The 15,509-nt window shown below is 53.9% G+C and carries 14 protein-coding genes; 11 read left to right on the top strand and 3 right to left on the bottom strand.

What is annotated here, in order from left to right; genetic code table 11:
• Nucleotides 1-194: 194 nt before the first annotated feature.
• A complete protein-coding gene (locus AC2FFB_RS19510) occupies nt 195-413 on the bottom strand; it encodes a GDCCVxC domain-containing (seleno)protein (RefSeq protein WP_496690570.1) in 219 nt (72 codons plus the stop codon).
• Nucleotides 414-1,574: 1,161 nt separating this feature from the next.
• On the opposite strand from AC2FFB_RS19510, the gene AC2FFB_RS19505 reads away from it, so the two are divergent.
• From AC2FFB_RS19505 to AC2FFB_RS19475, 7 genes are all read left to right on the top strand, one after another.
• Entirely contained in the window at nt 1,575-2,021 is a 447-nt protein-coding gene (locus AC2FFB_RS19505) for a universal stress protein (RefSeq protein ID WP_496875323.1), read from the top strand.
• 255 nt (nt 2,022-2,276) lie between these two features.
• Entirely contained in the window at nt 2,277-3,062 is a 786-nt protein-coding gene (locus AC2FFB_RS19500) for a formate/nitrite transporter family protein (protein ID WP_496690568.1), read from the top strand.
• A 244-nt stretch (nt 3,063-3,306) separates the two neighbouring features.
• Nucleotides 3,307-3,684, top strand: coding sequence for a SnoaL-like domain-containing protein (locus AC2FFB_RS19495; RefSeq protein ID WP_496690567.1), 378 nt, complete (start codon nt 3,307-3,309; stop codon nt 3,682-3,684).
• Nucleotides 3,685-4,030: 346 nt separating this feature from the next.
• On the top strand, nt 4,031-5,026 hold the full coding sequence (locus AC2FFB_RS19490) for an HlyD family secretion protein (protein ID WP_496875322.1): 996 nt from the start codon (nt 4,031-4,033) through the stop codon (nt 5,024-5,026).
• Nucleotides 5,023-7,719, top strand: a complete 2,697-nt coding sequence (gene rbbA / locus AC2FFB_RS19485) for a ribosome-associated ATPase/putative transporter RbbA (RefSeq protein ID WP_496693695.1) — start codon at nt 5,023-5,025, stop codon at nt 7,717-7,719. The genes AC2FFB_RS19490 and rbbA overlap by 4 nt, the downstream gene beginning before the upstream one ends.
• On the top strand, nt 7,720-8,844 hold the full coding sequence (locus AC2FFB_RS19480; protein WP_496693696.1) for an ABC transporter permease: 1,125 nt from the start codon (nt 7,720-7,722) through the stop codon (nt 8,842-8,844). It abuts the gene before it with no gap.
• A gap of 317 nt (nt 8,845-9,161) precedes the next feature.
• Nucleotides 9,162-10,736 (top strand): trypsin-like peptidase domain-containing protein, encoded by a 1,575-nt coding sequence (locus AC2FFB_RS19475; protein ID WP_496693697.1) that lies wholly within the window; start codon nt 9,162-9,164, stop codon nt 10,734-10,736.
• Between the two features lie 9 nt (nt 10,737-10,745).
• On the opposite strand, the gene AC2FFB_RS19470 is transcribed toward AC2FFB_RS19475, so the two are convergent.
• Both AC2FFB_RS19470 and AC2FFB_RS19465 read right to left on the bottom strand, forming a co-directional pair.
• Nucleotides 10,746-12,362, bottom strand: a complete 1,617-nt coding sequence (locus AC2FFB_RS19470; RefSeq protein WP_496693698.1) for an MFS transporter — start codon at nt 12,360-12,362, stop codon at nt 10,746-10,748.
• Between the two features lie 48 nt (nt 12,363-12,410).
• Entirely contained in the window at nt 12,411-13,631 is a 1,221-nt protein-coding gene (locus AC2FFB_RS19465; protein ID WP_281973017.1) for an APC family permease, read from the bottom strand.
• 156 nt (nt 13,632-13,787) lie between these two features.
• Here AC2FFB_RS19465 and AC2FFB_RS19460 point away from each other — a divergent pair, with 156 nt between their 5' ends.
• The 4 genes from AC2FFB_RS19460 (at nt 13,788) to AC2FFB_RS19445 (ending at nt 15,493) form a co-directional block, all read left to right on the top strand.
• The gene (locus AC2FFB_RS19460) at nt 13,788-14,003 is read left to right on the top strand and encodes a hypothetical protein (RefSeq protein WP_142636020.1); all 216 of its coding nucleotides are present in this window, start codon (nt 13,788-13,790) and stop codon (nt 14,001-14,003) included.
• 31 nt (nt 14,004-14,034) lie between these two features.
• Nucleotides 14,035-14,442 carry a c-type cytochrome gene (locus tag AC2FFB_RS19455; RefSeq protein WP_496690561.1) on the top strand — a complete coding sequence of 136 codons (408 nt, stop codon included), beginning with the start codon at nt 14,035-14,037 and terminating at the stop codon, nt 14,440-14,442.
• Between the two features lie 133 nt (nt 14,443-14,575).
• Nucleotides 14,576-15,025 carry a phasin family protein gene (locus AC2FFB_RS19450; RefSeq protein WP_271952496.1) on the top strand — a complete coding sequence of 150 codons (450 nt, stop codon included), beginning with the start codon at nt 14,576-14,578 and terminating at the stop codon, nt 15,023-15,025.
• A gap of 60 nt (nt 15,026-15,085) precedes the next feature.
• Entirely contained in the window at nt 15,086-15,493 is a 408-nt protein-coding gene (locus AC2FFB_RS19445) for a universal stress protein (RefSeq protein ID WP_496875321.1), read from the top strand.
• The last annotated feature ends 16 nt before the right edge of the window (nt 15,494-15,509 follow it).

The following is a 15,509-nucleotide window of genomic DNA, read 5'->3' as shown; positions in this document are numbered from 1 at the left end:
CGCTTGTTTGCCATTCTAGGTCCTCCGTTTCCTAAACATAACGGGGGACCAGTTCAGTTGGGGAGGCTCAGCACTGGCGCAGAGTTGTGCGAGTTTGATGGTCGCGATGCGCAGAAACCAGACTTTGCAAACTTTGGCCGACGAGCCAATGCGGACAATCAACACCTTTCTCGGATGTTGCGGTTGCGGCCCGCTTATCCACAACAGCAGTCACCTGACTGAATTGGCGGGCACGGGACAGTTGCGTAGGAACAAAAAACACAGCAATCGCCTTCTAACGGTTTCAAGACTGCCTTGCATGATTTGCATTCATAAAACCACTGGCACGAGTCAGTTGGCATTTTCTCGGTTTCAACGTGCCCACACCGAGGGCAGGTCAAAGTGCTATCCAGCACCACAGTTTGTTTTGTCATTGTCTCACATCTGCATGATTAGATAATCGTTGATTTGAGCCTCATTGAACACGTTGACCCATGCCAACACGGTGATCGCAGTGCTTCCGGCAAGCCACCATTTCAGATTTGCCAACGTCCCGTTTCGATAGGCTACGAGCCAAGAAACCACGACCAGCGGGGGTGACCGCCGGCGTTGATCAGCTTCGTTTCGTAACCGGTTTCTCTGGCTACATCGTTGATAAATGCGCAATCTTAGCCGTTTAGCCTTCTACGGTTCCGTAGGCTCCAGACTCATTGATTTACAGCCAGAATAGGACTGTAGCAGCGAGAGCGATGGCCGAGAGGAATACCTTTGATCCCAATCAAAAGTGCCTGTCTTGCCAAGTTATTTGGGCGCGGGTGAGGCACCCATTGGCTGGCTTATGCGGTTTTGGAAAGCGCGAAAGCTACAGTTAACCAGAATGCACTGCGTATGGTCATTGCGCCGACCGTTCGCCATTCAAACGGCGTTCCACTAAGTGCCACTAGTATCAGAACAACGAACGCCAATAGTGTAGATAAGCCAAGCAACCAGGCAATTCGTTGTGCCCAGATTGTGGATTTATAGAGCGCGAAAGCGCCTAGCAAATAGATAAATCCAGCCAGAAAATTGAACCAAAGCACGAATGGAACTGCATCTCCGACTGCAGCTCTGGCAGCAGCACCCCCAAACAGGGCTGTTCCTCCTGAGAAAATGGTCAGGAGACCAAAGAGTACTGCGGCTATCGTAACTGGGCGAACCCAAGGCGGAGAGGAAGGCATCGTTGTATTCCCCAGAAATAAGATTGATTCTCATGTCGTGGGCAATCTGCCAACCTTGCCAAACGAACTGAAACGCACGTCCCTAATAGCAATTCTTCTCGCCATTTCCCTTGATCTTTATCATTGGGCTTAACTTGATACCCTTTGAAAAAATGCAGCGTCTGCGCGAGGTTTTTCGCAATAATTATGCGCTGTTGCCCCTTTGGGACGACCCGTTTGCAACTCCTAACATTCTTTAAAATTGGTTCAGTTACCGTGTATCTTCTAGAAATAGACGGACGACTACGTTCGAACCTGCAGTGAAAAGTGTTGATTTGAGTCAAAGTTAACTACTTCAAGCTCGCCCATACTAACCCCTCACTAAGGAGGGAGTGCAACATGTTCAAAAAGATCGTAGTTGGCTTGGATGGATCTGAGGCGTCAGAAGCAGCTCTGCGCGTTGCCTGTGATATTTCAAGCAAATATGGCTCCCAAATTCACCTTGTTCATACACCTCAGCCCCAAACCGTGGCGTTCGCAATGGGCGCATTGGCTGGCTATCACACCGTCACGACAATGCCTTCAGACGAAGAGGTGCATCAGGCAGCAACCAAGATTATTTCCGCTGGTAGAGAGATTGTCGAAGAGTACAATCAGACGGTTTCGCAAACGCATACCCAACGCGGAGATCCCGTCGACCAGATCATCGCATGTGCCGAGCAATGCAAAGCTGACCTGATTGTGACGGGTCGCCGTGGATTGGGAAGCATTGGGAGCCTAATTCAAGGGAGCACCTCTCTAGGCATCAGTCAGAATGCCACTTGTGCTGTTCTAACCGTTGCCTGATTTTCAAACTTGGCCCCAATCGGCGCTAAACGATGAGGATCGAAAAGTTCTGCGTTGAGATCTCGCGAAAGCGGAAGCTGAAGTAGATCTCATGGGTACCTATGGCCATGACCGCGCGCCAAACTGTGTTAGGAGGAACTATCCGAACTCAGAGGGAACAGATAGGCTTCCGGTTTTATTTGCGCGTTAGTTCAAGGTCAGAAGACAGGATTAAACTTCCTGCTACGTAAACTCGTGCCAACTCTGGAGCGCCACATGAACCCCCCGGCCCTGTTCGATGCTCATAAACCCGCTGAAATTGCAACGTTAGTTGAGACTGCCGGGGTCGCAAAGGCAAAGCTGCCACTAGCACCCATGTTCGTTCTTGCGATGCTGGCTGGAGCATTTATAGGGTTTGGCGCAGCGGCCTATACGATGGCGGTCACGGGGGCAGACAGCGCTTCGGGGCCGATCCGCGTTCTGGGAGGAGCAGTGTTTTCCCTGGGCCTTATCCTGGTGATCGCAGGTGGTGCAGAATTGTTCACCGGAAATGTTTTGATGGTGATCGCAGCGGTCGATCGCAAGATACCGCTGCGGCTGCTGTTCCGAAGTTGGGGCATCGTCTACGTTGGTAACTTCGTGGGTGCCGTTGGGCTTGCATTGGCCTTCGCCCTGACCGGCTTGCTCGAGGGGCCGATGGGTAGCACTGCCATAATGGTAGCCGATGCCAAAGCGGGGTTGGAACCGATGGAGGCTTTCGCCCGCGGCGCATTGTGCAACGGGCTGGTCTGCCTTGCCGTATGGCTGTCCTTCGCCGCCCGGAGCGTCGCCGGAAAAATTCTAGCGGTCCTGTGGCCCGTCTCTGCATTTGTGTTGCTGGGGCTCGAGCATTCGATTGCCAACATGTATTTCTTCCCGCAGGGCTGGGCAGCGGGAGCAACTGTGCCGGTTTTCGCAGCGGCGGCCAATCTGCTATGGGTCACTCTGGGTAACATTGTCGGCGGGGCGGGAGGAGTTGCCTTGGCCTATTGGTTTGCTTATCTTGGCGGAACAAATCGGTAAGATCCGCTTCTTCGATTTCAGCACCCGCCGGAGAGAAATGATCGGAAACAGTTGGTTCTGAAGGCGTTGTCTAATAGCGCACTGGCTGAAGACGGCGCCGGGAATTGGGCCGCTCATTTCCACTGTGCAAGTCGTCCTCACGATCCTGATCTAAATCCTTCGCGAACATCTAGTTTTATTGATCCCTGTCAAGATTGGCAAAGGTACGATGTGATACAGTTGAGGCTGAAATTGGGGGGCTATCATGGAAGAATTAGTCGAGATTGGACGAACATTCGTTCAGGCAATGCGTGATCGCAGAGGTCTTGCAAACGTTGGTGAAATGTATGCCGAAAACGCTCAATCTATTGAGGCGGTTGTGCCTCCGGTTCGACAGTTTCGCATCACCAAGGGCCGGGATGCTATAAAGGGAAAAAGAGAGGACTGGCTGGCAGCTCATGAAATCGTCGAATTCGACGTGGATGGCCCCTATGTTCATCCCCCAAACCGCTTCGGTGTTCGATATAAGGTTAACGTAACGCAGAAGGCTACAGGGCAACACATGACCTTGTGCGAGATCGCAGTTTATTCGGTAGCAGATGGGAAAATTGTACTTGAAGAGTTCTTCATGTTGCCGAAGTAGGAACGACAGCCAGCAACGCTGACGCAGTGTTTGTTTTATCTGAACGTTGGAAGCGTGACTCGTAAGAGCTTTGACACGACAGATGGACAACTGGGCATTTATTTCGACTTCGGGATGCTTGCCCTTGCGCATCATTGCGACCAATTTGGCGCAGCCGTCATAGAGAGTCACACCCCGAAAGCCTCATTGGGCCGTGGATGTGGGCCAACAACCAGACCTGTGCCGCAATTTCGTACCCGATAAGCACTTGGACAATCATCAGATAGAACCTGTTTGATCCAACTCAAGGCATCACGTCGAGAGCAAGCTAAATTAGAATAGGAAATTAACAAATGTGCGCGGGGCCATGAGAAAGAACGTACGCGCAATTCTGACCGCCATAGCGCTCCTACTTGCAGGTGCAGCTGTTTATTTTTTCGTCGCAGAAGAAAGTGATGAATTGCCGGCTGGGTTTGTACAGGGCAATGGGCGGATCGAGGCTGAACAAGTAGAAATCGCTCCAACCTTTGCCGGGCGCGTTGCTCGGGTCATGGCAGCAGAGGGCAGCCTGGTTGCTTCGGGTGAACTGCTGGTTGAAATGGATACAGATGAATTATCTGCAGCCCTTGACCGTGCCAGTGCCGAGGTTGCGCTGGCGCGCCAAACCAAGGACGAAGCCGAAGCCGTGGTCATCCAGCGAGAAAGCCAGCAGCGTCGCGCTTCGCAGGAGCTTGACCGGGCCAAGGCGTTGCTGGCCGGTCAGAATATCTCGATGACTGTCTTTGAGGATCGTGAAACCGCGTTTCAGGTTGCGGATGCCGTGCTGGGCGCGGCCAAGGCCCGGGTTGCAACGGCGGATAGCCAGATTGCCGCCGCAGAGGCCGAGGTGCGCCGGATTGCGGCACAAATAGAGGATGGTTCTCTCATCGCTCCCATGCCGGGGCGTATTCTGTATCGACTGGCCGAGCCCGGCGAGGTAGTTGGAGCGGGCGAACCGATCTTGACGTTACTCAGTTTGGAAAACGTCTATATGGAGGTCTTCCTGCCTGCACGCGAAGCGGGGCTATTGCCCATCGGTGCCGAGGCGCGCATCGTGCTTGATGCGTTGCCGGAATTTGCCATCCCAGCAACCGTAACCTTCGTCTCTCCCGAAGCTCAATTTACTCCCAAGCAGGTAGAAACTTTGAGCGAACGGGAGCAGCTGGTGTTTCGCGTTCGGGTTCGCATTCCCAGGGATTTGGTTACGGCGCGGATTGAGCATGTGAAGACCGGCCTTCGCGGCATTGCAGTGATCCGACTTACTTCCGATGGCGCGTGGCCAAACGTTCTGGATAGACGAATTCCACCCGAGCTGTTCGAATGAGCGCAGAGGGGGGCTCATCTGGTTTCTGCATCAACGGTGTCACACACACGTACCGACAGCATGTTGCGTTGGATAACCTTTCGCTGGTTCTGCCAACTGGCCAGCTTATCGGATTGATCGGGCCAGACGGGGTTGGCAAGTCAACGCTGCTGGGATTGATTACCGGCGCAAAGCAACTTCAGTCCGGGGAAATTGATGTTCTCGGGGGATCGATAGGTGACCGCGCGCACCGTCACCGCGTGTGCCCGGCGATCGCATTTATGCCGCAGGGGTTGGGCCGCAACTTATACGCGGAACTGTCTGTGCGTGAGAATCTCGAGTTCTTTTCACGTCTTTTCGGACAGGGGCAACAGGAACGTGAAATCAGGATCGCGGCCTTGCTGTCAGCGACCGGACTTGCGCCCTTTTCGGACCGGCTTATGGGCAAACTTTCGGGCGGAATGAAGCAGAAACTTGGACTGTGTTGTGCGCTGATCCACGACCCTAAGTTTCTGGTACTGGACGAACCGACGACCGGAATTGATCCCCTGTCGCGGCGCCAATTCTGGGCGCTGATAGACGCGGTCCGAGAAGAAACGCCCGGTCTCTCCATTCTGGTTTCAACGGCCTATATGGAGGAAGCTGAACAATTCGATTTTATCGTAGCGATGGATGCCGGTCGGGTGATATTTCACGGCCCCCCTGCCAAGCTGAAGGGTAAAGCCCGGGATCTTGAAACATCTTACAGGCAACTACAGGCACGAGGGGAACCCCGGTTTGTGTCGAACAAGGTACCTATGCATCATCAAGGTGCAGACCCGGTGATCACGGCGCGTGGGTTGACCCGGCGCTTTGGCGATTTTACTGCCGTCGACAACGTCGAATTCTCGATCCACCGAGGCGAAATCTTTGGCTTCCTCGGATCAAACGGTTGCGGCAAGTCAACCACCATGAAAATGCTGACAGGTCTTCTGCCAGCAAGTGAGGGAGAGGCGCTGCTGTTCGGCAGACCGGTGGATGCGCGCGATCTAAGGATGCGCCGCGAGATCGGGTATATGAGCCAGGCATTCTCGCTTTATGGCGAGCTGACCGTTCAACAAAACCTCCAGTTGCACGCCCGTATCTTTGCGATCACGGATCGTGTGGAACGCATTGATGAATTGGCCGAACGTTTCGGCCTGAAGGCACATATGGGCACGCTGGCGTCGGCGCTTCCGCTGGGTATCAAGCAGCGTCTTTCCCTTGCCGTCGCCGTGATCCACCGGCCTCGGGTGTTGATCCTGGATGAGCCAACCTCGGGCGTGGACCCCGAGGCGCGCGACTCGTTTTGGGCGCTGTTAATCGAGCTGTCGCGAGACGATGATGTAACGATTTTCGTCTCGACACATTTCATGACCGAAGCGGAGCGCTGTGATCGCGTTTCTTTCATGCATGCAGGCCGGGTATTAGCTGAAGGTACACCAGATGAGTTGATCGCAACGGCGCAGTCGGACAGTCTGGAAGGTGCGTTCATCGCTGTCCTGGAGAGCGTTGAGCCGCCCGCGCCGGTAGCAGCACCCAATGTTTCGGTTGATGCTGTCAACCCGGGCGCTGCCGGAAGTATCGGGCGCATACTGGCCTATGCACGGCGCGAAACAACCGAGGTTCTGCGCGATCGCGTCCGTTTGGCTTTTGCTTTCCTTGGCTCGGTGATCCTGATGTTGGTCTTTTGCTATGGGATCACTCTGGACATAGAAGACCTGGATTTCGCGGTACTCGACCTGTCTCAAACGCCTGAGAGTCGTACCTATATCGCCGAGATTTCTGGTTCGCGCTATTTCAACCCCACGGTGCCACTGGCCAGTTTTGAAGACGGCCGCGAGCGGTTGGCCAAAGGAGACATCTCGCTGGCTGTCGAACTTCCACCCGATTTTGGTCGCAAGCTGCGCGCCGGCGAGCCAACTGAAGTCTTGGCAATTGTGGACGGTGCGATACCGTTCAAGGGTGAGACAATAGAGGGCTATGTGGCCGGGCTTCACAGTACGTTTCTGGAAGTACTGGCCCGCCAAAGTGGCGAGCAGTCGGTCGAAATCGCTCGCATCGAACCGCGCTTCCGATACAATCAAAGCTTTGAAAGTATCGCTGCAATGGCCCCTGCCATGCCTGCGATCCTGTTGATAATGCTGCCGGCCGTTTTGATGGCTGTTAGTGTCGCGCGGGAGAAAGAGTTGGGCACGATCACCAATTTCTACGCAACGCCAACGACGCGGCTCGAATTTCTGGTTGGCAAACAGATCCCCTATATCGCGATAGCGTTCGTCAATTTCCTACTTTTGGCAGCGATGACGATCTTCATTTTTGGCGTGCCCCTAAAAGGAAATCCGGTGCCGCTTGCAATTGGTGCTTTCCTATATGTTTGGGCAACCACATCTTATGGACTGCTTATTGCGACCATAACGTCGAGCCAGGTAGCCGCAACTTTTGCCACCGCTATCGCGTCGGTGGTGCCGACCATTCAATTCTCCGGGCTGCTACAACCGATCTCGACGTTGGAAGGCGGCGCTCAGACGATTGGATCGCTTTGGCCTTCTTCCTATTTCCTGCATCTAAACGTCGGCGCGTTCACCAAAGGTCTTAGCTGGGATGCACTTGCCCCCGACCTTTTGGCCCTTGCCTGTTTCGGGCCCGCGCTAACCTTGATCGCTGCACTGTTACTCCGAGCGCAGGAGAAGTGAATGCAACGATTGTCCCGCATATTCTGGCTTGGTTTGAAAGAAATGATGAGCCTTCGGCGCGACTGGGTGATGATGGCGCTGCTTGTCTGGTCATTCACGCTGGCGCCCGTAATGGAGGCAACGGGCGTTTCAAACTCGGTCAACAATGCATCCATTGCATTTGCCGACGAGGATGGCTCGCCTCTTTCACGCTCGCTTGCCTCAGCGTTTTTTCCGCCTGAATTCCAACCCGTTGTCCAGATCGCACCGGGCACCGGGGCCGAAAAGATGGATGCAGGGCATTTCCTGTTCGTAGTCGCAGTGCCACCAGGGTTCGAGAAAGATGTTCGAGCCAGGCGCGCGCCAGAAATTCAGGTTTTGATCGATGCGACAGCGATGGAGCAGGCCGGAATTGGAGCGAACTACATCATCAATATCTTGAGCGCCGAGATCCGGCGCTTTGCCGTCGGAGCAGAATTGTTAGACCCGCCGCCCATCGATATCATTGTGCGCAGCGCATTTAATCCAAATCGCGACACTGTTCGTTTCGCCGGTATCGTCGCGTTGATCGGTCAGATCATGTGGCTGACCACAATCCTTACCGGTGCTGCCATGATTCGTGAGCGCGAGCATGGAACAATCGAACACCTGCTGGCGATGCCGCTTACTCCATTTGACATTGCGGTCGCCAAGATCTGGGCAAACGCGGCGGTGGTTCTGGTAGCGACCGCCCTATCGCTGACCTTTGTTATGCAAGACTTCCTGGGGATCAGCATCGCGGGATCGAAGGTGTTGTTTTTATTTGGCACAGTTCTCTTTCTCTTCACGGCGACGGCGCTTGGGGTGTTTCTTGCGACGATTGCGCGCTCAATGGCTCAATTCGCACTTTTGGTTATGCTGACGGTGCTTCCAATGTTGATGCTGTCAGGAGGAGAGACGCCAATCGAAGGGCAGCCCGGCTGGCTTCAGATTGGAACATCTATCCTCCCATCCCGTCACTACATGTCAGCCAGTCAGTCCATCATTTTCAAAGGTGCCGGGATCGAGACGGTCTGGGCAGAGTTTGTATGGATGGCGTGCTTGGGCGCGATCCTTCTGGCAACAAGTCTGCTGCTTTTTAGACGCTCGGTTGCACAAGAGACCTAAATAAGTTTTTGCACCTGAGCCAAACTAGGCGGCTGACAGAACACCCGCTTGCGTAAGATCAAGGTCTCATCCAAGTAAGCAAATTTGAAGCGCACGCACGTTCACCAAGATCGGGTCAACATGTACAGAAGGCTGGTCGGTCGGTGATTGGACTTCTCCTGATGGAATCACCTACTTGCAATTAACTCGACGGTAACAATTAACCGCCGGAGAACCGCTTCCGGGCATACTCTGAATGTGTGCTTTATTGCCAAACGTGGAAGTTTCGAGTTTGCCCATGATAGAGTGGGTATAGCGCTATTAAACAGAGATGGGCCATGCGGACACCGGACCAAAGCGACACAGGAGTTGATACCGGTAATGTCCGCGCATTCCTGGAGAGCTTGACTGGCCCGTCCCGCGGGACCGTAGTCTGGCTTGCCGACAACGCTGTGTCGGCCTCGGTCAGTCCGGACCGTACCTTGAGGCTGAGACCGAAAGAAGATGTGCCAGCTTATGACGAAGACATTGCGACTCTTCAGTGGTCAGATGACGGTTACACGTTAAACGCGTTGTCTGATCGGAATATCTGGGTCAACGGTCACAAGGTCGCTTCGGCTGACCTCAGGCACGGTGACATGATCGAATTCGGCGAAAAAGGCCCGATGTCCCGCTACAGGGTATGCGAACACTCATTCCCTGCACATCGCACGGTCGAGGATATCCTAAGCGACGCGTACGCATATGCGAGAACAAGCCGTCGACCCTTTCCAAGGAAAATTTCCGGTGCACTGCGCGACAGTGGGCGTCGGCTAACATCACAAACCACAATTCTCTTCAGGATCACCGTTATTGGCGCAATCCTTCTGATCGCCGTATTTGGGTATTTACTGTTTCAGAACGACAGGAAGCTGGCGGACAGCCTGGAACGAGAATCCCGAAAGATCGAAGCAGTTGCCGTTATGCTGGCACAGACCCGGGAAGACTCGTTGACGCCAGAGGATTTGGGTGCACTCAAAGACGCATTCGAGAGTCAGGTGCTGTCCACTGAGCAGCGTCTTGGCACGCTGGAGGAACGCGCAGGCGCATCAACGCGGATTATCACAGCCTCTACGCGTTCCGTCGCGTTCGTCCAGGGCGCCTATGGATTGCGGCAGATCAAAAGCGGGAAATTGCTGCGGCATGTGGTTGGCCCCGATGGAAAGAATCTGCAAACGCCATTTGGACAACCGTGGCTCGAACCAGATGCGATGGGCGAACCTGCTGAGTTTCAGTTTACTGGAACCGGGTTTCTTCTACAGGACCCGCCTCTGTTGGTGACCAACCGTCATGTTGCCTTGCCCTGGACGACTGGCGACCGTGCACAAGCCCTTCAGGCCGCAGCGCTGGAGGCCGAGATGCTGAGTTTGCTGGTCTATTTGCCTGATCAAACTGTGCCAATTAAGGCTGTCTTGCATAAAGCAAGCGAAACCGCAGATCTGGCGCTTCTCTCTATCGACGCCACACGCGTTCGGGGTCTTGGGCTGTTACTTGCAGATGAGCCACCGCGAGCGGGAGAGGAAGTTTTCCTGCTTGGATATCCAACCGGCCTGAAGGCTCTTATCGCGCAGGCCGGTCCGGGCTTTCTGAAAACGCTAGAGAATAAAGGCGCCGTGGATTTCTGGACAATTGCGACCCATCTTTCGGAACAAAATAAAATCCGACCCCTGGCCAGCCGGGGAATCGTAGCCCAGACCAGTCCCGGCGCCATTGTTTATGATGCAGAGACCACATCTGGAGGAAGCGGGGGACCTGCGTTGAACCGAAACGGTAAGGTGGTTGCGATCAACGCCGCGATCTTACCCGAGTTTGGTGGTTCGAATATTGGCGTTCCGGTGTCGCACCTCAAGACACTTCTCAATGAAAGCGACTGATCCGCGTATTCATTCGCCTGTCCGATATGGTGAATTTTGCACAAGAAAAACCATAATCAGTGGGACTATGACAGAGATCAGGCCCACGGTAATCAGCAAATTCCCCAAGTGGCTATAGTCAGCGATGGATGCAACTGTACCCGTTCTGGGTTCGGTCACGACACGAGTCACGACAAATACCTGGTTTAGGTATTTTGTGCCCAAGCTGCTTGCCGACAATGCCATGTTGGTGAAAGACGCCATGACAGCAAAAAAGGTCGCCTTGAGATGTGTCGGGGCGTTACGTGCGATCCAGGCCAGCATCGGGACCATCGCGATCTGACCCAGCGGTGACTCGACGGCTGTGTCGAGTATGGCGATGAATCTTGCATCCACAACCCCGCCTGTGTGCGCGGCCGTCCATTCATGCACTCCGTAGTATAAAGCAAGGTTAGGCAGGGCCAGCACTCCGGCGGCAATGGTGAGCAGTACCACCACCTGCGCGATGGAACGACTGGCCATAAACGGTCTGAGGATGATCAGGCCAAGCAGCGCTAGTAGTGAGGTCAGGAGCGCCAGAATTGCCAGAAACTGTTCGTCGAACCCAAGCTCGTCGATTTCGAACCAGGTCAATCCCGGACCAGGCAACGGGACCGCGCGAAAAACGAAAATGATTGTCGCCGTCCCGATCAGAACCTTGGCCTGTTTCGACTCCAGTTCCCTTAGCAGCCGTGACATGAGATAGAGAATGACCGTGAGCGAAACCGCAAAAACAGTCTCTTGCGCAAAGGCGAAATTTGCGGTTCCCAACACAACGCTGAGTACAACAAACGCGAGACCTCCCAGCAGTATTGGCCACCTTACTTCGGTGGCTTGATCCGGTTTGTGTAGAAGGTGCCCAAGACTAACGAGGCGACGCTGTATCAGAGCATGAAGAACCACTCCGCTGATCGACAGTAAGGGGACAACCAGAGCGACGAGATAGACCTGACCGTAGAGAACCAAACGATCGCTTTTCTCCAGATCCTCCGCGCCCGAAAAAATCCAGATGTTAACCGCTGCGACTCCCGCAAACCCGGATATGATCGCAATCCTGCCCAGGGTCTGCATAGTAGTGTGGCGGGCACGAACTTCTTCATGCGTAAACGCGAACCCGTCTTGGTTGGTTTGTGGTACCGCTTCGACCGTCATGGCATCTGCCACGACGTCCTGAATGGCATAACCAGAAGGTGCCAGGATCAAGGCAACGACATACCAATGCTCAGGCAGCATGACCCCGGCCATCTGGGCAGGCGCGGTCACAAGTCCATACATGATAAGCAACGAGGCCGTGATAAGAGACGCGCCAACCAATATCAGCAGCGATTTCCAACGCCAGAACAGATCCACCAGATGCCCAAGCGGCATTTTCAAAATCCAGGGCAATCCGGCCCAAAATGCCAAGCCCGCCACGAAAGCAGCAGATAGATTCAGATAGTCCTTGAGGAAAAACGCGCCAACGACGGATGTCAGTCCCGAAACTCCGGCCGCGAAGTACACCATTAACGGTGGCATGTAGGACCATTGTAATTGCGCGACCAGATCAACGAATGTCCGGTGCCACCAGTCAGAGAGCCGCCTTCCAAGTGTAGGTCGATCAGTGTTCATATGTCATTCGGATCCCGTTCTGGCGACCTAACGCCGTCGGATTTTCTCTCAAAGAAACCCGGCGCCAAAAAGTAGGGTGCTGGTCAGAACACCAAGGATTGGCACGACAAGAGGTACGTGGAAATGTTGTCGGGTTGAATCCGGTTTCAACTTCAAAAAGATCAGCGAGAAATTGACTAGCACAAACACCCCCAAGACGATCTGAGATGTGCGTTCTGCTAGGGTGCCGATCGGCAGTGTTTGGGTCAGTAGAAGGATTAGCGCCACAACCAGCAGGGTTGCGACGACTGGTGTCTGGGTTACCTGCGGGACACTCGCCAGTATTTTCGGCAGATGATCCCGGTCGGCAAGACCGTAGATTACCCGCGACGCCATTATCATCTGGATCAGGACGCCATTGACTGTTGCAACGACTGCGACTGCGGCAAACCCCTGTTTGATTACTTCGGGTGCATTTGAAAAAACCAAAGCAAGCGGGGCAGTCGACGTCGACAAGGTATCGATAGGAACAACAAGCAGGACCGTAATTGAGGTCGCCAGATACAGACCCGTCGCCAGAACGAGCGTCAGCAGAATTGCCTTAGGAATTGTGCGAACTGGGTCTTTTACTTCTTCGGCGACGTTTGCCATGTCCTCGAATCCAACAAAGGCAAAGAAAGCCAGAAGCGACGCCGCGAAAATGCCCCGCCAAGCGTTGATCTCAAAACCTGGAATCGTCTCGCTGAACGCATAGCCTTGCGGATCCTGCACGGACATGCCCCAGCCAATCACAAACAGAAGCCCCGAAATCTCGATGATCGTGATCACTGCCGCCACAAATACTGATTGCGCGATGCCCCAGAGTGCAATCAGTCCCATAACCGACACGATGCCGATCGTAAGCAACGTGGTGCCAAGGTTGGTCAGGGTGTGAAGATAGGAGGCCGCTCCAATCGCAACGGCCGAAGCCGATATCACTCCCGAAGCAGCGACGGCGAGACCCACCAACACGGCAATCCAGTTTCTTTGAAACCCCGCTTCGACGTATGCCGCTTCTCCCGCGCTTACAGGATAACGTGTCGCGAGTTCGGCGTACGACAAAGCCGTCAGCGAAACGACGAGAGCTGCAATGAGAAACGAAACAGCGGCGTAAGGACCAGCGACCTCGGCGGTGGCACCGACAAGCACATAGATTCCCGCACCAACGGTGACACCTAGTCCGTAAAGCGTAAGCAACGGGGCAGTAAGCGCGCGTCGGAGTTTAGGTGTCGGTGGATCGGCCGTATGCATTGGCTTCACTCCTCAATGAACAAACGCCTGTGTACCGAGCTACAGCGCGGTTAAGTACACCAGCCACTAACGAGGGGCTCGCCACCATTCATTCCGAGCCCCTGCGGTGGAATTTCCACGCTTTTGCAATTCCGCTTATCACCATGTTTGATTTGGATGCAGGCGATGAACGGCAATCCCGCTGAAACATTCATGCTTTACTATGTAATGTACCTTTTTGAATTGATCTATGTCATTGGTCGCCAAGAACCGACCAGCCAAGCGGAACCGACTGCAGTGTACTTACTTTCGTCGCAGTTTTTCCCAGCTGGTACTCAAAGGCTGAATATGAGCGAGATCAATGAAGCGTTCGCTCAATACCGCGTAGTCTAAACGCGAAATGCTGACGTTCGAGGAGGAACAAATGCCAATTTATCGCGGACTTCTTTTGTCAATATTTGCTGCAAGTGCTGCACTGGCGCAGGATATTGACCTTCAAAACGGGCACAATCTCTACAGAACCTATTGCTGGCAATGCCATGGATTTGAGGCCACTGGGGATGGTCCAATGGCGGAGATGCTGGCAATAAGGACGCCTGATCTGACCAGGCTTGCGGCCCAAAACGACGGTGTTTTTCCGATTGAGGAGGTGGCGCGTCAAATTGATGGTCGCGCACCATTGCTCGCGCATGGCGGAGAAATGCCCATTTTTGGACCAGCTTTGGATTCGGACCAAAAAGTTGCGCTGACCATGCCTGACGGCCAGCCAATGTTCGCAGGTGTGCCGTTGGCAAATGTGATCTATTATCTGGAGTCTATTCAAATCGAGTAGGTTGGTACAAATGCTGCCATTAGATTGTAGAGCACCACTGCCCACGTTTGTTGACGCCGGTTGATCTACATTAAGGTTATTTTCTACGGGATTTGGTAACATTCAGCATTGGGAAGATGAGGAGGAATCTCCGATGCCTGAAGAGAAGCCAAAATCAAGTTACTCCAACCCACTTGTTGATGTTTTCAAGCAGATGCAGCCGACTACTACGGCCAATCCGTTTTTAGGCGCACAGCTTGAGCAATTCTGGGACACGCAGGAGAAATCACTGAAAGAGGCAGAGGCCTTTGCTCAACATTGGTTTGAGAGGCGCCACGAGGCTGTTCGAACCGCGCTAGAAGCTGCGCGCTCGGCGTCTGCTGCAGACCCGACTGATCCGGCGAAAGCACTGCAATCCATAGCAGAGTGGCAGAAGCATTCAGCCGAACGCCTCGTGGCTGACGCTCAGGAATGGTTCGAAACAGTTGCCCGATGTGCAGCATTTGCAGCGGAAACCGAAGCCGAAGCTGTGGAAAAAACAATAGATGATGTTGCAAGCACAGCAAAGAAAGCGGGTAAGTCTTCGAAATCCGAACCGGTTTAGAGTGCCGTATCACCGCGGAGGCCGGAATGATCGTAGCTGGAGCAATCGAAGGTGACTAACATGTATAAGAACATTCTGATTCCAGTCGCGCTTGACAACGATCACGATACACAGGCCTCATTTGAAGCTGCTCGTTTGCTGGCGAGTGCCGATGCGGAATTCACAGTGCTCCATGTGCAGGAGCCGATCCCTGCATATGTGGCATCCCAGATACCTGAGGAAGTTCTGGCAAACACGCGAAAAGAGCTTCAGGAGGGCATACATCGGAACGCTGCAGAGCTACCGGGGGCGAAACCGCGGCTTATCTCGGGGAGCGCTGGCCGAGCGATCGTTGATTTCGCAAATGAAAATGGCATCGATTGCATCGTGCTGGCCTCACACAAGCCGGGGATCGAGAACATGTTTATTGGGTCGACTGCGAACCGGGTCGTTCACCACGCCAATTGTTCTGTCCACGTGATCCGCTGAGTCGTTTTGAGGCAGG

Source organism: Ruegeria sp. YTSA219 (genome assembly GCF_059609985.1).
This window is presented reverse-complemented; position numbering and strand designations above follow the sequence as displayed.